Origin of the sequence: Candidatus Leptofilum sp. (genome assembly GCF_965223285.1) — a bacterium.
GTDB lineage: Bacteria > Chloroflexota > Anaerolineae > Promineifilales > Promineifilaceae > Leptofilum.
Genome location: NZ_OZ244997.1, coordinates 3,724,482 through 3,743,458, shown reverse-complemented (window position 1 = coordinate 3,743,458; position 18,977 = coordinate 3,724,482). Strand labels below are relative to the sequence as shown.

Annotated in this window: 19 protein-coding genes; 7 read left to right on the top strand and 12 right to left on the bottom strand. The window is 50.7% G+C overall.

Features of this window, described 5'->3' with window-relative positions:
- Nucleotides 1–47: 47 nt before the first annotated feature.
- Together ACOQPU_RS16860 and ACOQPU_RS16855 are read left to right on the top strand one after the other, a co-directional pair.
- Nucleotides 48–854 (top strand): tryptophan-rich sensory protein, encoded by an 807-nt coding sequence (locus ACOQPU_RS16860; protein WP_420640994.1) that lies wholly within the window; start codon nt 48–50, stop codon nt 852–854.
- A gap of 17 nt (nt 855–871) precedes the next feature.
- The gene (locus ACOQPU_RS16855; protein WP_420640993.1) at nt 872–1,336 is read left to right on the top strand and encodes a hypothetical protein; all 465 of its coding nucleotides are present in this window, start codon (nt 872–874) and stop codon (nt 1,334–1,336) included.
- Nucleotides 1,337–1,339: 3 nt separating this feature from the next.
- Here ACOQPU_RS16855 and ACOQPU_RS16850 read toward each other — a convergent pair whose 3' ends face one another.
- Nucleotides 1,340–1,981 carry a hypothetical protein gene (locus ACOQPU_RS16850; protein WP_420640992.1) on the bottom strand — a complete coding sequence of 214 codons (642 nt, stop codon included), beginning with the start codon at nt 1,979–1,981 and terminating at the stop codon, nt 1,340–1,342.
- Between the two features lie 284 nt (nt 1,982–2,265).
- Between ACOQPU_RS16850 and ACOQPU_RS16845 the strand changes: the two genes are divergently transcribed.
- A complete protein-coding gene (locus ACOQPU_RS16845; RefSeq protein ID WP_420640991.1) occupies nt 2,266–3,207 on the top strand; it encodes a CARDB domain-containing protein in 942 nt (313 codons plus the stop codon).
- A 113-nt stretch (nt 3,208–3,320) separates the two neighbouring features.
- On the opposite strand, the gene ACOQPU_RS16840 is transcribed toward ACOQPU_RS16845, so the two are convergent.
- The 8 genes from ACOQPU_RS16840 to ACOQPU_RS16805 form a co-directional block, all read right to left on the bottom strand.
- Nucleotides 3,321–3,494 (bottom strand): hypothetical protein, encoded by a 174-nt coding sequence (locus ACOQPU_RS16840; RefSeq protein WP_420640990.1) that lies wholly within the window; start codon nt 3,492–3,494, stop codon nt 3,321–3,323.
- 161 nt (nt 3,495–3,655) lie between these two features.
- Entirely contained in the window at nt 3,656–4,804 is a 1,149-nt protein-coding gene (locus ACOQPU_RS16835) for a hypothetical protein (RefSeq protein ID WP_420640989.1), read from the bottom strand.
- A gap of 138 nt (nt 4,805–4,942) precedes the next feature.
- Nucleotides 4,943–5,767, bottom strand: coding sequence for an alpha/beta fold hydrolase (locus tag ACOQPU_RS16830; protein WP_420640988.1), 825 nt, complete (start codon nt 5,765–5,767; stop codon nt 4,943–4,945).
- A gap of 42 nt (nt 5,768–5,809) precedes the next feature.
- The gene (locus tag ACOQPU_RS16825; protein WP_420640987.1) at nt 5,810–7,645 is read right to left on the bottom strand and encodes an ABC transporter ATP-binding protein; all 1,836 of its coding nucleotides are present in this window, start codon (nt 7,643–7,645) and stop codon (nt 5,810–5,812) included.
- A gap of 150 nt (nt 7,646–7,795) precedes the next feature.
- A complete protein-coding gene (locus ACOQPU_RS16820; protein ID WP_420640986.1) occupies nt 7,796–9,169 on the bottom strand; it encodes a Fic family protein in 1,374 nt (457 codons plus the stop codon).
- Between the two features lie 157 nt (nt 9,170–9,326).
- Complete coding sequence (locus ACOQPU_RS16815) at nt 9,327–11,081, bottom strand: ABC transporter ATP-binding protein (protein ID WP_420640985.1); 1,755 nt, start codon at nt 11,079–11,081, stop codon at nt 9,327–9,329.
- 192 nt (nt 11,082–11,273) lie between these two features.
- Complete coding sequence (locus ACOQPU_RS16810; protein WP_420640984.1) at nt 11,274–11,444, bottom strand: hypothetical protein; 171 nt, start codon at nt 11,442–11,444, stop codon at nt 11,274–11,276.
- Nucleotides 11,445–11,554: 110 nt separating this feature from the next.
- Nucleotides 11,555–12,526: a LysM peptidoglycan-binding domain-containing protein gene (locus tag ACOQPU_RS16805; protein WP_420640983.1), complete on the bottom strand. Its 972-nt coding sequence runs from the start codon at nt 12,524–12,526 to the stop codon at nt 11,555–11,557.
- A gap of 301 nt (nt 12,527–12,827) precedes the next feature.
- On the opposite strand from ACOQPU_RS16805, the gene ACOQPU_RS16800 reads away from it, so the two are divergent.
- From ACOQPU_RS16800 to ACOQPU_RS16790, 3 genes are all read left to right on the top strand, one after another.
- A complete protein-coding gene (locus ACOQPU_RS16800; RefSeq protein WP_420640982.1) occupies nt 12,828–13,427 on the top strand; it encodes an RNA polymerase sigma factor in 600 nt (199 codons plus the stop codon).
- An 11-nt stretch (nt 13,428–13,438) separates the two neighbouring features.
- On the top strand, nt 13,439–13,684 hold the full coding sequence (locus ACOQPU_RS16795) for an anti-sigma factor family protein (RefSeq protein ID WP_420640981.1): 246 nt from the start codon (nt 13,439–13,441) through the stop codon (nt 13,682–13,684).
- Nucleotides 13,685–13,876: 192 nt separating this feature from the next.
- Nucleotides 13,877–14,074 (top strand): YgaP family membrane protein, encoded by a 198-nt coding sequence (locus ACOQPU_RS16790; RefSeq protein WP_420640980.1) that lies wholly within the window; start codon nt 13,877–13,879, stop codon nt 14,072–14,074.
- 63 nt (nt 14,075–14,137) lie between these two features.
- Here ACOQPU_RS16790 and ACOQPU_RS16785 read toward each other — a convergent pair whose 3' ends face one another.
- The gene (locus tag ACOQPU_RS16785; RefSeq protein WP_420640979.1) at nt 14,138–14,827 is read right to left on the bottom strand and encodes a hypothetical protein; all 690 of its coding nucleotides are present in this window, start codon (nt 14,825–14,827) and stop codon (nt 14,138–14,140) included.
- A gap of 250 nt (nt 14,828–15,077) precedes the next feature.
- On the opposite strand from ACOQPU_RS16785, the gene ACOQPU_RS16780 reads away from it, so the two are divergent.
- The gene (locus ACOQPU_RS16780) at nt 15,078–15,299 is read left to right on the top strand and encodes a zinc-ribbon domain-containing protein (RefSeq protein WP_420640978.1); all 222 of its coding nucleotides are present in this window, start codon (nt 15,078–15,080) and stop codon (nt 15,297–15,299) included.
- Between the two features lie 89 nt (nt 15,300–15,388).
- Here ACOQPU_RS16780 and ACOQPU_RS16775 read toward each other — a convergent pair whose 3' ends face one another.
- Nucleotides 15,389–16,219, bottom strand: coding sequence for an alpha/beta fold hydrolase (locus ACOQPU_RS16775; RefSeq protein ID WP_420640977.1), 831 nt, complete (start codon nt 16,217–16,219; stop codon nt 15,389–15,391).
- 118 nt (nt 16,220–16,337) lie between these two features.
- A complete protein-coding gene (locus ACOQPU_RS16770; RefSeq protein WP_420640976.1) occupies nt 16,338–18,710 on the bottom strand; it encodes a COR domain-containing protein in 2,373 nt (790 codons plus the stop codon).
- Between the last annotated feature and the right edge of the window lie 267 nt (nt 18,711–18,977).

Below are 18,977 nucleotides of genomic sequence, written 5' to 3'. Positions count from 1 at the left end.
CTGGACAATATATTGACAAGTCTCATCAAAAACTGTACAATCCCCCTATGAATACACAAAAACCCTCCCTAAAAACTGTGCAAATCGTGAACATCGTTTCTTTTGTGACGGTGTTCATTGTGAATGTCTTATCCAATGCGTTGCCGTTAAACGGCCGTACGCCCGGCGAAATTTCTGATGCACTGCCATCCTTCTTCACCCCAGCCGGATACACATTTTCCATCTGGAGCCTCATCTATTTAGGCTTGTTGGGCTTTACTCTTTACCAGGCGTTGCCAGCCCAGCGCAACAAGCCTTTCCTGACCCAAATTGGCTGGGGCTTTGCGCTGAGCAGCGTGGCCAACATCGCCTGGCTCTTTGCCTGGCATTACGGCTTTTATGCCCTCTCGATACTCTTCATGGTGTCCATTTTGGTGGTACTCATCACCATCTATTACCGGCTGGGCATTGGCCAGCCAAACCCAAACCTGCCGCTGGCAGAAAGAGTGCTGGTGCAATTCCCCTTTAGCATCTACCTGGGCTGGATTACGGTGGCAACCATTGCCAATATTGCCAGCGTTGCCAACTATCTGGGCTGGGACGGCTTTGGCATTGCCGAACCAACCTGGGCTGCCATTATGATGGGTGTGGCCGTCATTGTGGTCGGTTTGGTTTTGTTCAATCGGCGCAACGTTTCTTACGCTGGCGTACTGATTTGGGCACTGTTTGGCATTCGCGCGGCCAATATGGATGTGCCAATTGTAGCTAATACGGCCGTCATCGCCGCCATACTTATTTTGTTGATTGCGTTGGTTGGTTACTGGCGCACGCGCCGCATCGAGCCAGCCGCCACAGCACGTACCCGGCCAGCTTAAACAAGTGGAGGCTTCCGATGCAATTACCAAAGGTACGAGGCGCAAATCTAGCACGGCAAACGCTCACTTTCCCCGAAGATTTTGCGGGTGCGCTGAATCTTGTTTTTGTGGCGTTTCAGCAATGGCAGCAGCGGGATGTGGATGGCTGGGTGCCGTTAGCTGAGGATTTGTACCAACACACGCCCGACTTTGAATATTATGAGTTCCCCACCATTCAGCGCGTGAATTTCCTGGCCCGCACCTTCATCAATAAGGGCATGCGGGCAGGGATTCCCAACGAGGCCACCCGTCGCCGCACCATCACGCTGTACATTGACAAACGGCCGTTCAAGCAAGCACTCAACATCAGCACAGAAGATCAGATTTGGGTCTTTTTGTTTGATGCGCAGGGGCGGGTATTGTGGCACAGTAGCGGGGCTTTTACCCAAGAGAAGGGAATTGGCTTGCAAACGGCCGTTGCTTCACAGCTTGTTGCAATATAAGCCTCACGATTGAGCCGTGTCATGTAATCGTGGCGTGTACCCAGCAGCGAGTGCCGCCACTGTAGAGGGTGGGGTTAGCACAGCAACATGATCCGCTTTAGGCCGAGGTATAGCTGGCTGGTACCCGGCTGGCATCCAGGGCAGCAGCGCATCTTGCCAAACGAGATACGGCCGTTCTTGCCACAAAATGAAGGTGCCGTTGGGAAGGGTATTGAGAACGGCCGTGCACGTGCGTTTCCGCTTATCTCTTTTGTAATAACCGCCAGTCAATCGCTCCCCGTGAAGCACAGCATCAATCTCAGCAGACTTAACTGAATTGCCAAAATTAAGATGCGTATTGCCAGCTAGCCAGGCGTCCCGAAATTGCTCCGCCGCGCTGCGGCGGCATTCAAAGCAAGGTCGGTGTCCTGCCGCTAACGCTGTTGCCTCGTCCAGGAAGAATAGTTCGGTGTAGCGTCCCGGCTGCATGAGCTTGCGCCGCCGCCCTTTGAAATTTAGCTGGCAAATAATCCACATTTTGTGTGCATAAGACCTCACAACTTCTTGCTCGGCATTATGCAAGATGCCGCGATTCCCCATAAATAGGCCACGCGCCGACGTGGCAATAATTTCCCCTGTTGGCATAACGCGATTTTGTCTAGGCATAGTTTCTCCTAACTCATGTTGCGCAGCGTAGATTTCAAAAGTCTTGCAACGCTCTGAGCCTGACCCTATGGCCAATAAGCCTTTTGAAATCTTTCCTCTCACACCGGAAAACCGGCCATTTTCTCGTTCAATACTGCACGCGCGTTTTTTTGTTGTCAAGCAAACCACAGAGCATATTTCGAAAAGCAAAGAGCAATTTCTCTGCGGTTTGCCGGGTAAAAGCGGGAGAAATGACTCTACTTATTTCAAAGAGCTTTCCCGCTTTTACATATTGGGAGGAAAAGATGTCCAGTATCACGGAAGAAAATCAGGAAAATTTGCTCAAATGGGTAATCCGCTACGTGCTGATCCCCCTATCGTTGGCTGTCATTACCGGTCTGTTTGCCATTAGGGTAATCAATCTGGAAATTGCCAGCCGTCCAACTCAGCCGCAGCAGCCATCCATGGAGGAGTTTGCTAGTTTAATTTTCGCCACGATAACGGCCGAAGCCACTCGGCTTCAACCTGCGGCAACGGCGACACCGCAGCCCAGCAGCACCCCCACTGCCGAACCGACGCCCACGCAAGAAGCCAGCCTGCCAACGACGCCTGCCGCGGCTGCGCCAGGAAATGGCGTGGCCAGCACAAATGTAACGGCCGTTTGTGGACAAGTTCCGGTGGGCTGGCAGCTGTACACGGTACAGCCCGGCAATACGCTCTACTCGCTGGCCCGCTGGAGCGGCACCACCATCGCCAACATCCAGCAAGCCAACTGTCTGAATGGCCAGCTCATGGCCTACAGCCGCATCTGGCTGCCACCATTTTTTGTAGAACCCGTGGAACCAATCGTTGAAGTAACACCAGCCACCGTAACGCCAACGATTACGGTCACTGAAGAGACAGCACTGCCAGACCTTATCAATGACACACGAGATTGGCCGACGTTGTTTGAAACGTGTGATGTCGAATGTGTAACGAGGGTGAATCTAGCAGTGATGAACGTGGGAACGGCCGTATCTGATTCCTTTGACGTTTTTGTGCGGATCGATCCAGAGCAATCGGTGACCATTGTGGGCGTGCTAGATGGGCTTGCACCTGGGCAGACAGGCACGCTCACCCTCAGCAGCCCGCTTGGCGAGAGCTGCTACGACCCGAATTGCACGGTTTGCATCACAGTAGACAGCCGTGGCGCAATTACCGAAGCCAATGAGAGCAACAATCAATATTGCACCGCATTTAGTGGATAGCTGTAAGGCCTGTGAGGTTTCCAAAAATCTTGCAGGCCACATTTTCTGTGACTTGCATACCTTAGCAGGATGCGGTGGGATTGAACGGCCGTATCCGCCAAAAAGGTCTCTAATCAGGCGGGGTCGTGGGCAAGGGCGATGAAGTTCTCAACCAGATTGAGTACAATTTCTACCGGGTGCTTGCCCCAAAACGCTGCATGAACGTGGTAAAGTGACGCGCCAAACCGCACGGCTGCCTCAGTGTCAGGCGGCTCATCACCAGGGTGGTTACAGAAATGCTTAACCACAGCCCCGCAAACTTGCGGTAGCTAATTTCGCCCGTGATGTACTGGGTGCGAGTACGGCTTCCCCACCCACACCGTTGTTCAGATCAGAAACTTAAACTATTTCATGAGGCTGCTTGTTCGCATACTCTGTGTAGGAACGGGACCTACATCAGTTTTTCTACTTATTTAGTGGACCTGATTTCTGCAATCATCCACTCATAAATAACTAGAAATTGCTGAAGTTTATTTGGTTCTGTAAATACAGCTATCGGAATGGTTGGCCGTCTGGAAATTGAATCGTCTGGCAAATCAACGCCAGTAATCCCATTCAATTTTCTCAGCAATTGCTGCCTTTTTCCCGTTTCATCAAAAGGTGGCTTCGATTTATAATGTTGGAAATATGTCTCGATTGTGCCCAATGTCCAAACAACAAAAAGCTGATGATCTCTTCCGTTATGCTTTATCGTTGGAACAAATGACCCCCAAACAGTTCCTTTTCCCCACCAAACATAATCGGTTTTTGCCTTAGCCCACTCAAGAATCCTTCCCGCTATCAAGATTTCGGACTCACCTTTTTTAGCAGCTAGTTCTTCAAAGAAAATGGCTTCATCCCACTGCCGTTTTGGCCTGGAGACGGTAGATTTTCTTTGTTGCGCTTCGGCTGTTTGCCCAACTACTCGCGGCACTAATGTTTTCAAGCCCTGGCCAATATATTGGCGAACCTCAACAGCCAACACCTCTGCCGGATCCATCTGCTCATTCAAAAATTCAACAATACGGCGCAGCTCCGGTGGGATGACATCTGCCACAAAGATGAGCCGTACTTTGCCAGCCTGCAAATTAATTTTTACAGCTCCCCAAAATCCGTCTACATCTTGTACGTCTACCTGCTCTGATTCAATAAGTTTTAGGACAAGCTCGTCTGGGTCTTCGGCCTCTGCTTCACAATTGGCTTCAAATTTGGCACGGATAGTTTCTATTGGCCAATAAACAACAGCATTGGCAGCATAATCGAGCATTTGGCCGACAACTTCGCGCCGAATTCGATTGTCGCTACTGCGTTTTACTTCTACCAATGTGGGAATACCGTCTTGATCCAAAAAGAGATGATCCAGCGACCAATGCTCAGGGCCTGATTCTTCGTTGGGGATGCCGATTTCGCGAGAGACCAGCAACCAGCGACGTGGCTTTTCTGGGTTTACCTGTTCTCCTGCAAGCAAATCGGGATATTTTGCCAATAGGGTTTGCAAAATATCTTCTCTATCATATGGCCTTTGCGCCATTTCTAACAAAGAATCATCCTCCTGAATCAAGTAAATCTTTCCACTCATAATCAAATCTCCGCTTGGACATTAATATATTCAAGGGATTGATGCCAAAAGTAAGTGTTGTACAGGTCGGCGTAGTGGCCGCTGTCGGCCATGAGGCTGTGGTGGGTGCTTTTTCGATGCCCACCCAATCACTTATTCTCACAAAGTGTCTAGAAACTCGTTCATGTGGTCCAGACAGACATCTGAGGCTGGTGGCCAAACTAAATCGTGCCCCCAGCCTTTGACTTCTACCAACTGGCTATGCGGCACATGAGTTTGGAAAAAGGCAACATCTGTGTCCCGGACCAAGCTGCCCAGCTTTTGTTCCCCATGCAGCAATAAAACGGGGCAGGTTATCGCTTGCAAGTCGGACGATAGAGAAAAGCCTTCCACTGCCCAATTTTCGATTACCGCAGTCGTGACCCCAATATCTACGCTGCGGATCATTCTAGCGTTGGCCAGCCACACGGCTTCGCCAGCTTCTGGAAATATTTGCTGTAATTGCGGCACAATTTCATCAATATCCTGCTGCTTTGTATTGATGGTGTGCGTCATAAGAATCCACGAATGGGCAAATGAGTAAGACATTGCATCGAAGCCAGAATCACGATTAATGAGTGGGGGATCAATTAGTACAAGTGCCCGAATTTTCTCTGGCACGTGGCTGCTCAAACCCAGGCTAGCTAAGCCACCCAATGAGTAGCCAACAATCACGGTCGGTTCGTCAATCTGTTGGGTTAAAAAGTCAACAATGTCTTCAACATAATCAACCATTCGGTAAGCGGCAGCACGGTCTGATTTGCCGTGCCCCCGCAGATCGGGAGCATACAAGTGAAACTTTTGGCTAAGAGACGGATAAAAAAACCTCAGGCTTTGCCAATGTTGGGTGACGCCATGAAGCATGAACAGCGGCGGGCCATTCTTCTCACCTTCGGCACAATTAATTTTCAGCTTACCAGTGTCAACCATTTTTTCAGTTAGCAAAAGAACCTCCTGTAATGACTCCCGTCACTTTGTCTGCTGATTTTACCCCTCTAAGCCTACCGCGTTGATGTATTCAAGGGATTGGTGGCGGAAGTAGGTGTTGTACAGGTCGGCGTAGTGGCCGCTGTCGGCCATGAGGCTGTCGTGGGTGCCTTCTTCGATGATACGGCCGTTTCCCATCACAATAATTCTATCTGCATTTTTCACCGTGCTAAGCCGGTGGGCAATGACAATGGCGGTGCGCTCGCGCATCACCTCGTCCAGACCTTCCTGAATTTGTGTCTCAGTGAAGGGATCGACGCTGGCGGTGGCCTCATCCAAAATGAAGATGGCCGGGTTTTTGAGCAGCACCCGCGCCATGGCCACGAGCTGCCGCTGCCCCATCGAGAGGTTGCTGCCTCGCTCGCCGACGTCGGTGTCCAGACCGTGTCCCAAGCCGTGTAGCCATTCACCTTTGCTGATGCGGTTGGCAGCGGCCAGCACTTGTTCATCGTCCGCGTCGGGACGGCCGTACCGAATGTTATCCCGAATCGTGCCAGAAAAGAGGAATGGCTCCTGTGGCACCAAGCCAATCTGCTGCCGATAGCTGCCCAAATCTAGCGTGCGGATATCGTGGTTGTCTACCAAAATACGGCCGTCCTGAAACTCGTAAAATCGGTTGATCAGCCGAGCGATCGAGCTTTTGCCTGCGCCCGTATGCCCCACTAGAGCCACCGTCTCTCCCGGCGCAATCGTCAGCGAGAAATCGGGCAGGACCGTTTCTTTATCGGTGTAGCTAAAGCGGACATCTTCAAAGCGAATCTCGCCGCGCAGCCCGCCCGTCACCTTGCTGGCAGCGGTCTGCTGCACTTTTGGCTCCAAATCAATGAGGGCAAAGACGCGCTCGGCCGCCGAAAGGCCATCCTGGAACTGGCTCCAAAATGAGGCGATGCTGGTCATGGGGAACCAGTAGAAGCCAACCGCCTGCATGTACAAATACCAGTCACCCACAGATAGGCCTGCCAATCCGCCCAAAAATGATTCTGGCAAAGTGGCCAAGCCGCCTGAGTAAACGAGAACGGCCGTCCCAATCCCCGAAGCAATCACCATGATCGGGAAAATCGACATCAGCACCATGCCGCGCCGCAGCCCGACGCCATACCCTTGCTTGTTGTTATCCCGGAACGTCTCGTAAATAGCACCCTCTTGCCGAAAGCCCTTGGCCACGATGATGCCACTGACGGACTCTTGAATTTGCGCGTTGATAACGGCCGTTACCCGACGGGCATCCTGCGTCACGCGGCGGGCAATGCTGCGGAAGCTGAGGGCAATCGCCACCGCCAGCGGCGTCATGCCGATGAGAATGAGCGTCAGCCAGACGTTGATGTTAAACAGCCATCCGGTCAAAATGAGCACCAGCAGCACTTGGCTCAACAAATTCAGCGACAAATCCACCACCGCCGCAAAATCCTGCGTATCCGAGGTGACGCGGCTCACCACCTTGCCCGACGGATGCTCATCATAAAATGACAAATCGTGGTTGATGGTGGCGGCAAAAACATCTTCACGGAGTTGCAGCACCACGTTGCCCACAATTCGCGCCGAAAAGTATTGGCGAATAAAGTTGAACACCCAGGCTGAAGCACCCATCAGCGAAACGCCGCCCGCCAGCAACAACATCGTCCGCGTGGTTGGATCGGCCGCAATCACGTCAATCGCGCTGGCGATGATGATTGGCCCCGCCGTCCCCGCCATTGAGTTCAGCGTAATCATCACCGCCACCAAAATCATCTGCCGCGAATACGGCCGAAAGTAACCCACGATCCGATCCAGCAGCTCCCGATCCGAGTAACTGCGATCATAATCTTCAGTATCTAAACCATCCAGAATAAAACCCATACTAATTTCCTTGCCACAGAGGGCACAGAGAGAAAAGAGAATGTCACAGTTGCTGTGGCCGGTCTCCAGACCAAGCCACCTTGTGGCACGGTGAGGACACCGGCCACAGCTAAAGAGTGTCTAAACCATCTAGAATAAAACCCATGACATTTACGAATTCTTGTTTTTGTCAGAAATCACTTCATCTATTTGTTTATAGACATCATCAGTCAGATTAGAAATCGAAGTTTTAATTTGCTCATCTGAAAAAAAATCAGTGTATCCACCACTGAAAAAGGTATTTACCTTTGTATGGTCTGATGGATGATACATCATCTCAAAATTCCACTGCCTTAAAAAAATCGAGGTTTTTATAGTTAAGCCGAACTGTTTATCAGCGAGAAGTTCTTTCCATTCATACGTTATCTGAATATATTCAATGTCTCGATTGGTCATAACTTGCTTGAAATAGCGAATTGTTTTTTCAGAATCTTCTAGAGAAAAAAGCTCATGTTGTAATTGGCTATCGTTAAATTCGAATCTAAAAGAACGACTGGAAAAGAAGCGATTAAACTTAGGCAGCTGAGTAAATATTTGTGTTAATATACGACTTAGTGTGACATCAAAAAACAAAGACAAGACTGCTGGATTCTTTTCTGGCCCCTTAGCTTTTTTTACTGCTTCCGCTTTATATTCCAATAAGGTCAATTTCTTATCAAGATCATCTTCTCCCTCAATAGGCTCGCCTTTTGCGCCGCGAAGAAATAGATCGAGTGAGTTGAGCAGTTCGTTGCCAATGTGAACAATGAACGGCTCCAGATCGCCTGTGTCCGCCAGTTCCAAAGCTAAAAGATAGTTATTTTTGTCTTCAGTGCGGACAACGACTGGGGGAAAGCCCGCTTGCATGAAAATGAGATTCATGAGGAGGCGGGCCATACGGCCGTTGCCATCATCAAATGGATGAATCCTTACAAACTCGTAATGGAAGGTCGCCGCTAATTTCAACGGGTGCAGATCACCCTTGTCTAGCTCACGGCGATACCAGGCCATCAAATCAGCCATTTTAGCAGGTGTGTCTTCTGGCATGGCGTAATAATGGATTTCGCCCGTGCTTGTTTCAACATGGTTGGGCATTGTTTTGTATTGTCCGGGCTGAATGGTTCGTTTGGTCAGTTGACCTTCCAACGTTCGTGCGTCTACTTGGTAAGGTTCCACCAAAATCACCTTATGAAGTTCTCGCACATCGGCTTCGGTTAGCGGTTCATCTTGTCGAACAACAGCTAACAAAAAATCAATTGCCTCATGATGCCCTTTAATATCCAGATAATCACGAAACGGTTTGCCTTGCGCCGTAATCCCATGCAGCAAAAAAGCTCTTGTTTCACCGTAGGTTAACCTGTTTCCTTCAATAGCGTTTGAATGAAACGTCCAGTCCAAGCGAAATTTTTGCATGATGCGCCGTTCTTGAGCTGCATCAATTGGGCGCAGTGCATCAACCTCTGCTTTCAAATGGTTTACTCGTTCAAGAAGCACATTCATTTCCATGCCAAAATCTCCAATTTCCTAACCTGGACAAGCCAGAACCAAAAAAGGTTTTTATCAGCAGATTACGCAGATTAAAAAGATTAAAAAAATCTGTTAAATCTGCATAATCTTTGATTCACTTTCTTGTTCGCTGTACAAGAATATGGCTTGTAAGGTACTAATCATATCTCGCAAAGATGCGCTGGTAGGCGGGGCTGCGGGCTAGTAGTTCTTCATGGGTGCCCTGGTCGGTGAGACGGCCGTTGCTTAACACCAAAATCTGGTCCGCCCAGCGAATCTGCGACAGGCGGTGGGTGATGAGGAAGGTAGTGCGCTGGCGGCTGATGCGCCGCATCGCCTGCTGAATCTGGTCTTCGGTCGCGCTGTCGATGGCGCTAGTGCTGTCATCCAAAATGAGGATGCGCGGATTGGTAAGGAAGGCGCGGGCAATGGCAATGCGCTGCCGCTGCCCACCAGAAAGCGTAACGCCCCGCTCGCCCACTTCCGTTTCATACCCTTCATTGAACCCCATGATGAACTCATGAGCCTGCGCTTCTTTGGCCGCTTGCTCAATATCGGTTTGCGTGGCATTCGGCACGCCAAAGGCTATGTTTTCTGCCAACGTGCGTGAAAACAGAAAAATATCTTGTTCAATGGTAGAGATTTGAGAGCGGAGCGACTCCAGGCTCCAGTCTCGCACGTCACAGCCGTCTATGAGGATACGGCCGTTTTCCGCATCAAAAATTCGGTTAATCAGGCGGGTCAACGTCGTCTTGCCAGAGCCAGTCTGCCCCACAATGGCTACCGTCTGCCCCGGCTCCACCGCAAAGCGAATGCCATCCAGCACCGGTTCGCCATTGTAGCCAAAGCGCACATCCTCAAAAGTCACCTGACCTTGAATCGTCGCCTGGTGACCCGCCTCATTCTCATCCAAATCAGTTTCGTCATTGATCAGCTCCAAAATGCGGCGGGCGCTGGCGATGCCCAACTGCACCAGGTTAAATGAGAAGATGGAGATGAAGGTGGGGAAGCGCAAAATGCCAAATAGCCCCATAAAGGTCACCACTTCGCCCAGCGTCAGCGTGCCCGCCCGCCACAGCCACATCGCATGGAAAAAGCCTGCACCCAAGCAGAGTGAATAGACCAGCAGCGGCAAATAGCGTGCCTGAATAACCCCCTGCTGCACAAAAAAGTCGCGGTATCGCCCCGCGTTGGTAACAAAATTTTGAATCTCCTGCCGCTCCTGCGCGTTGCCCTTTACCACCTCAATGCCGCCAATAGATTCCGCCAAGCCAGCGTTCATCACGCCAAACTGCTCTCGCATAGAGAGGCTAACTGGGTTGAGCTGGCGCGCATAATCCCACACCGTAACCGTAAACAGCAGCAAAAAAATGCCGGGAACCAGCAGCAGTTCCAGCCGCAAGGTGGCAATGAGGGCAACCGGCGCCACAATGCCCATAAAGCCATCTACCAGCAGCATGATGCCCGGACTAAACATGATGTTGAGGGCACGCACGTCGTTGGTGGCTCGCGCCATGATGTCGCCAATGCGCTGACGGCCGTGGAATGTCTGGCTCTTCCCCAGCAAACTTATGTAAAGCTCGTCCCGGCTGTTCCGCTCAATGAGTTGAGCAATGTACTCATTGGCAAAATTGCGGGCGATGCCCAACCCACTTTGCGCCGCCACCGCACCAAACACCGCAAACGCAATACCCAACAGCGCAGTCGTTGCCCAACCGGGGGTGCTAATTAAATCGAAGGCGCGACCAATAAACACCTGTACGTAACTGGCCGCCAGGTTGTTAATGATGGACGCCGCCGTCACCAAGATGGGCAACCACGGATAGCGCATCACATGCGACAAAATCCAGCGAATCGGCCCACTGCGATGGTACTCATACTCATTTTCAACGCGAAACTCTTTTTTGCTCAAGTCAGCCTCATTTTGGGGAAGCGAGGTTTTTTTTACTGATGTAGAGATTATAACGCAATTAGAACAACTGTGCGCCTTTTGATGGCCCAAAATAAAAAAGCTGCATCGCTGGGGCTTGCGATGCAGCTCATTATTCAAGTGCTTTTAGTTAGAAGTCACAACGTTGCAGAGGCACTTGACCTATCTAAAATTTCACAAATTTGGCACAAAACAGCCTGCAGCCAGTACAACAAAGCCTATCAAAATTAACCAGGGTGCCAGGCTAGTAACAAAGCCAAGTTGGATGATCATGCCAAGAAGACCCAATACAGCCAGAACCACTGCAACAATAAAAGTAACTTGCTTCGGTGCGCTTAAATTCATTATTCTCTCCTGTATATCTGTATATGTGACAATTTATTAGTCGCTTATCTTTTTCTGCCCCAATCAACACAGGGTCTAGCCGAATGCCAGACCCTGTAAAGAGTGAATTTCTACAGTTTTGGAATCTTCAAAACTTGCCCAACGCGGATCAGGTTCGGATTGTCTCCAATCACATCCTGGTTAGCTTCGTAAATGAAACGCCAGTTAGCCTGCGTATTGTAATATTTCTCTGAGATAACGCTCAAGTTTTCGCCAGAAACCACTTTATGCTCGGCAATAAATTCAGTAAAGCGAGATTTGCTAGCTGCTTTTGCTTTGGCTTCAGCCTCTGCTTTGGCCTTTGCTTCGGCTTCACGGGCAGCTTTTTCTTTAGCACGCTCCAATTTACGAGCTTCAAGTGCTTTGTCCCGCTTTTGCTTTTGTGCTTCCAGCTTGGCTTCGCGCTCTGCTTTGGCTTTGGCATCTGCAGCAGCTTTCGCTTTGGCTTCAGCCTGTGCTTTGGCTTTCGCGGCAGCTTCTGCTTTGGCCTTGGCAGCAGCCTCGGCTTTGGCTTTGGCAGCAGCCGCTTCTCTGGCTTTGGCTTCGCGGGCCGCTTTTTCGGCCGCTTGCTTGGCCCGACGACGTGCCTGTTTGTCAGCAGGGGTTGCCTTTAATGCTGCGGCAATCCCTTGCAGGGCTTCGCTTTCTTCATCGCTGGTGTTTTTGCCAATGCCCAACACGCCTTCCCCGGCCGCTTCGGCTACGGAGCGACCCACGCTCAGCAAGAAGGTATTGAAGGTGTCCAGATCATCTGCGCCCAGCTTCTTCTCCACAATGCCAGAAATACGGCTCAAGGCTTTTTCAGCCTGCGACTGAGTCGCTTTTTTGACAGCTTTGTCGGGATCTTCTTCGTTGGCGATGACATCACGCACCAGTTGGTTGCCCCCTTTGTACGCATCCATTGCCTTGTTAACGGCCTTTGCCTCTTTGCGCTTCACGATGAGGGCGACACGGCCGTCTGCCGCTGCCAGAGCTGCATTGACCCAAAATGGTGCATCTTTCACCAAATCCCATTCGGTAGAAGATAGTTTTGCTTTTGACATGAATTTCTCCTTGAAAATATAGGTGGTCTGTTTATGGACAATCTTTCCCCCATTGGGTTTTACACAATTCCCAACCTGGGGTTCAATTTGGTAGACATCGCTTTTGCGATCGTGTCACAAATTGAGTGAGTCGAACATACGGTACTCTGGTACTATTAAACCGACAAACTGGGAATTTGTCACCCAAATCAGGCAGAATTTAGCTTAAAATTTTTTATTAGTTTGGGTACGGCCGTTGCCATTGCGGTCTGGGTGGCAACTTCTTTGTAACTTTTTAATATGTCAATCGTCAAAAATAGATATGGACTCGCAATCAATTTACGCTTACGATGCTGACGCCCTGCTGGCGGCATTGCGGAATCGAACCCCAGATGCTTTTGCGTACGTCTTTGAGCAATATTCTGATAAGCTGTTTCGGCTTGCGGCAAGCCTGCTTAAGGATGAAGTTGCAGCCGAGGGCGTTGTGCAAGATACATTTCTACGGCTAATTGAACGGCTGGATCAGTTTGAAGGCCGCGCAAATTTAGGTACCTGGCTATACCGCATCGCTTACAACCTGAGCGTAGATCGGCTGCGAAAAAGAAAGCCGGATGTGGTGTTGGCAGACGAACCGGAGGACGGCCGTTTGCCTGCTCCAGTCTGTTTAGTAGATTGGCAACAATGGCCAGAGAAGCTGCTTACAGATAACGAAGTGGTGTACGCCTTGGACAATGCCATTGCTGCCTTGCCAGAGAAATTCCGCATCGTTTTTGTGCTACGTGAGGTTGAAGGATTATCTACGCAGGAAACCGCCGACATTACCAACCTGTCCATCAGCGCAACTAAAGTTCGTTTGCACCGTGCCCGACTATTTTTGCGCGAGCATTTAACCCAGTCGCTGCTAGCGATTGGTTCTGAGTGAGATTGAACCAAATGAAATGCGAAGAACTGCTCCAATATCTTTCTGATTACATTGACCAGGAGTTGGAAGAAGAACTAAATTCTGAGGCGCAGGAACATCTGGCAACCTGTCAAAATTGCCGTGTGGTGCTAGACAGCACCCAGCAAACAATCTTTCTGTTCCGCGAACAAGGCAAGCGAACCATTCCAGCCCAAAGCCGTGTACGTTTGTTTAACCAGCTACAAGATGCTTTTATCAAATCCAAAACATCTGAGTAATTTGTAACCTTTCCCATTCGCCCCCGTCTAAAAAACAATGAAGGACAAAATGAACCGTGACGCAGAGAAACAAACCAACACCCGCAACACCCTCTTAAAACTCAGTATGGTTTGCTTGCTCTGCATTAGCCTCATTTCTGGCCTGGCTTATTTGATTCAGTTTTTTACACAATAATTTTTCGGAGGACACTCATGAAGCAAAATATGGGAAGTGCAGATCGCGTTATTCGAGTGGTTTTGGCTGTTGCCGTGGCCGTACTGTATTTCACTAATCTTATCTCTGGGACGGCCGCAATCATCCTGGGCATCTTGGCCATTGTCTTTTTACTCACCAGCGTGGTTGGCTTTTGCCCTCTTTACGCACCGTTCAAGCTCTCAACCAAAAAATAGTGCTTTTTTCGGAATCCCCCTTCTGAATCCCAAAAGAGCGGTCAAGCCGCTCTTTTTTTTCCTTTACCTTGTTATGGCTTCCAAGCCATAAACTACCAGCAACCGCCAAAAGTTGTCGCTGGCGACGTGGAAGTTGAGGATGGCCCCGCCTGCTTGCAAGGAAGCCCCCACCCGTAGCAGATCGCGCTCAACGGCCGCTGCCGTTTCACATGATTTGTTCAAATTGTCTAACGCCTCTGCCCACAGCCGGAGGCTCTCAGTAAGCGGTTTGTGGATGTGGACGGCCGTTTCTCCCGGTGCGTCAACTTGCCCAAGCTCGGTGAGCAAACGATCCATCACCGCTGCATCTGCCGCAAGGGTGGAATGCGCCACCTGGTTGCCGCCGCATAATGCGTCTGGATTTTCCTTGCCTGCTTCTAAAATTTGGCCGTCCCGCTCAGCTACGGTGAGTCCTTCTTCCAAAATCGGCTTGATCGCCTCGGCATAGGCCGACAGTGCGGCCAAGTTGGTGTCATTGGGGGCGATTTCAGGCAGTTCGACAGATGGCAGCGTAGGAACGGCCGTTGGCGACGGCAGTGGCGTAGATTGGGCTACGCTGTTGTTTTGGGTGGTAACGGCCGTTTGCCCGCTACCATCACCACCATTCTCCTGATTATTCACCACCGCTGCCCCAAAAATTGCGCCCAGGCAGCAGACCACCAACATCCCCACAATACCAATTCCCACCACCAATGATTTTTCAAAAGAAGACATCCCTATACCTCCATACGCTACTTACCCACGTGCAAACTTGCCACTTGCATACTCGCACACTTGCACACTCGATCTACCCATCATTACCAGAAAGCAGGTAAAATGTTGCAAATCAATTCTCAATTGTCATGCTGAGGTCCCCCGAAGCAGCTTTCTGAATGAATCTTCGCAGAAAGAATCATGGCAGCTTTTGTTTCGAATTTGGGATTCTTCGTCTTGCTCAGAATGGCAACTTAATGAAGGATGACTTATGCCCATCATCATTTTTGGCACAAGAGGGCGCGTGGTGTCTGACGACAGCGCCAGCAAGCACACCACAACCTGCGGCTACTGCCGTGAGTTAGTGACCATGGAACCTGTTCGCAATAAGCGGTACTTTTCGCTCTTTTTTATTCCGCTTATTCCGTTGGAGAAGGGAGAAGCGGCGTGGCGTTGCCCCAACTGCAAAAAGCTATTTCTGCGCCGCGAGTAAGTTTTATCCGCAGATTTCGCAGATTGACGCAGATTTTCAGAGGGAAATATCCGTGTGAATCTGTGTTCATCTGTGTCCTGTTTTTCAAGTCACAGGTCGTTAGCGAGGTAATTTTGCACAATTTTGGCAACTTGGGACGGCCGTTCCAGTGTCAGCATGTGGCCACAATCGGGTAGTTCAATAAAGGTGGCGTTTGGCTGTAGTTCTTGCCACATCTGCCAGGATGGTGGCCAAAGCGTGTCTGACTCTTCGGCACGTATAGCCAACGTGGGGTGATTCAGTTTGGGAAGCGCATCCCACACGCCCTGCGGCGGCATACTGTAAAAGCGGGCTTCCCACTCACGCGGAAACGCCAGCACAAACTCCCCGGATTCGGTTTCCCTCGTCGCTGAATTGACATAATCCCACAAAGCGTCATCAGAAAATCGTTCAAAAACCGATTTGCGCCGAAAGCGGGCAAACGCTGCTTCGCGGCTCTCCCAGCGGTTGCGCCGCTTGAGTGCGCCAGCCACCATCGGGTTAAACGCGCCTGCGTCGGGATTTTCGGCCGTCATTTGCAGCACCTCTGGCGGCAAGAAGACGGGCTCGATGAGGATGAGGTGGGAGAAAAGGTCTGGGCGGGAAACGGCCGCATACAGTGTCGCCACTGCCCCCAATGAATGCCCCACGCCAATTACCTGCTGCCAACCCATCTGGTCAAAAAAGCGAATCAGGTCATCGGCAATCACCGTCCAATCGTGCATCTCCTCGGGCTTTGAGCCCAGCCACAGCGGCCGATGCTCCACAGCGAAAACGCGAAAACGCTCAGTCAGCGGCTCTAAAAATTGGCGAAACCCGGCCGGGGGGTAGGCGTTCGGATGAGCGAAGTGGAGAATTGGCCCCTCGCCGCCAAAGTCAATGTAAGGAATAGAATCTCTCATAAAATACCGTTTTTCTTGTTCCACCCTCTCGGTGTTTAAAAATAAACCAGGCAATGGTAGGGGCGCGTCCCCGTGCGCGCCCAAATTTGGGCAGACACGGGGGTCTGCCGCTACAAGATTAGGTGTGGGAACGGCGGGATTCGTTGAAGAGATGCGGCCGTTTGCTAACCATCTCGGTCACTAAATCCTGGTAGCGGTTCTCCCGCTCAACAAGTGTTACTAACTCCCGCATCTTGGCATCCAATGAATCCCCAGCCAACGATCCTGACCTTATTTTCAGATCAAACAGCAAATCATGAAACTCATTTTCATCAAACGCTGATTTCAAGGCGGACAAAACCTCACGGCGGGTGGGGAGACCAGCCTGCCGCATTTCTGTTGTGCTGACGCCGTTGAGCAATTCCTGCACGTCGAGCATGACCACTTCCCCGTATTTAGCAGGGTAGGGAATAGAAGCCATCTTCATTTTTTCTAGCTGCTCCAGGTAAGCATAATCAATTGGCTGCGCGTCTGGATGGCCGGGGATTGGCACCACCTCGCGCGGTTTCGTCCCTTGGATGGTGTCGTGAATACCAGCAAATTCTAGCCGGAGGGAGTAAAGAAACTGCCGACGGTCTCCATCCCCGAGGATCGAGATGCGGATGGTAGCGGCTTGTATGTCTGCTTTGACGAGAGCGGTGAAGCCGTCGTGGTGCAGCATGACGCCGGTGCGCCAGCGGATTTTTGGATCCACGCGCTGGTGTTGGCGCACCATGAAGCGGTGCAAAATGCTGCGCGGCAGGACGCTGTATTGGTAGGCGAATTGGAGGGCGTTGGCATCGTCCCATTCAAATGCGGGCTGCTCTTTGCTGATGAGGTCAGGAATAAGGAGCGTTTGGCCGCCCGGCAAACCAAAGGCCAGCTCAAATTTGAGCATCATGTCCAGCAGAAAGCGGCGTTGCTGGTTGGGGTACGTCTCGCGGGGCAGCAGGTTTCGCACCTGGTTGCGTGCCAGAATGCCGTGCTTTTGCTGCAATGTATCGCTGTTGAGCAAGGCGTAGATGCCCTCCGTCACCCAGTTGGGGTTGAGGACGCTGGTATCGCGGACACGGTCGTCATCAGTGAAGTTGAGGACGATGCCCAAATCATGGAGAAAGCGAACGAGTGTTGTTTGGCTGCTTTCTTCTTCAATACCGTTTTGGAGGCAGAGGGCTTCATACTCGTCATAGGGAATGAAATGGAGCAGGGTTTGCATATTAACGAGCGTATTTTTGACCTGCATCCAACTGGCGGGGAAGGCGGTGTCTACGTGTTCCATCGTGGACAGGAGGTTGGCAATTTCAGTTTTGAGTTCCTCAATGCCGCTGACTTTACGGGCAGAGGTGCGGATGAAGCCTTTGATGGCCGGGTATTTCTGTTGCAGGCCGCGCCGGTTGATGTCCAGATGGTGCTGGTCTGATTTATTGATGACGACGAGGACGGGGGCATCGGGGGCAAAGCTGTTGATCAGGGTCAGCCAATATTCCACGCGCCCCTCATCTTCCCCCTGGCGGGCGTCGAGGACAAGGAGGTAGAGGCTGCGTTTGGTGAGGAAAAATTGGTGGGTGGCGTGCATGATTTCCTGCCCACCAAAGTCCCAGATGTTGAGGGAGATGGGCACAATCCCCTGTTGGGAACGATTAACATCCAGCGACCAAGTTTCAATGTTGATCCCTTCCGTCTGGGCTTCCGCTTCGTCAAACTCCTGCCCCAGCAGCCGTTTAACCAGGGAAGTTTTCCCCACGCCCCCTTGCCCAACGAGGATAAGCTTGGCTTCATTGAGTGGGCGAGCGGGTGCTTCCTGCTGTTCACGCAGATAATCCAGAATGGCTTGAGGATTGTATGACTGAGCCACAATCTCTGGTGGGATGGGTAAATCAGGATTGTTATGGAGATAAAGCTGTTGCAATTTTGTTAGTTGGGTAATTTCGGGAGGAATTGCTGTAAGCCGATTATTGTGAAGATAAAGTTCCTTCAAATCTGCCAACTGTCCAATTTCTGGCGGGATTTCTGTTAGCTCATTCTCAAAAAGAAAAAGCTCTGTCAATTCTGTCAACCGTCTAATTTCCGGCGGAATGGCTATTAGCTTATTTTCATGAAGCCGAAGTATTTTCAACGCCGTCAATTGCCCAATTTCGGAGGGAACGGCCGTTAACTGATTTTTTTGAAGTTCGAGCCACTCCAACTCCCTTAATAGCCCAATCTCGAGTGAAATGGTCGTGAGTCGATTAGTATGAAGCCAAAAAATCCTCAGCTCCGTTAGCTGACCAATTTCCGATGGAACATCTGTTAACAGATTCTCATGAAGCCTAAGTACCTTCAACTCCGTCAACTGACCAATTTCCGGTGGAACAACTGTTAAGCCCAATCCACATAGCTCAAGCATGGTCAAGGAAATATCTTTTGCCTTTTGAATGCGGCTCTGTGCTTCTTTGTAAGCATCATCAGGGTTGTCGTATAAGAAGTCGGCCATGAGGTTCCTCGTGTTTTAAGTGGGGTGCATCTGGTAGGTGCGTCCCGCTTAACTGGCAAAATTCAGGTTCCATTTTACCCAATTGCCCGTTGTTGCTGCAATCACGCATCAAGGAGTGGCAGTCCTGCCTGTATAATGTTGAAAAACCCACTACTCAGGACTGCCACTCCTGCACGTTCAACAACCTCGCTCCGGCCGGTGTCCTCACCGCGCCGGTTTGGTGGCGCGGTCAGGAGCCTGCCCACAGTAAAAAATACCACAATTGTC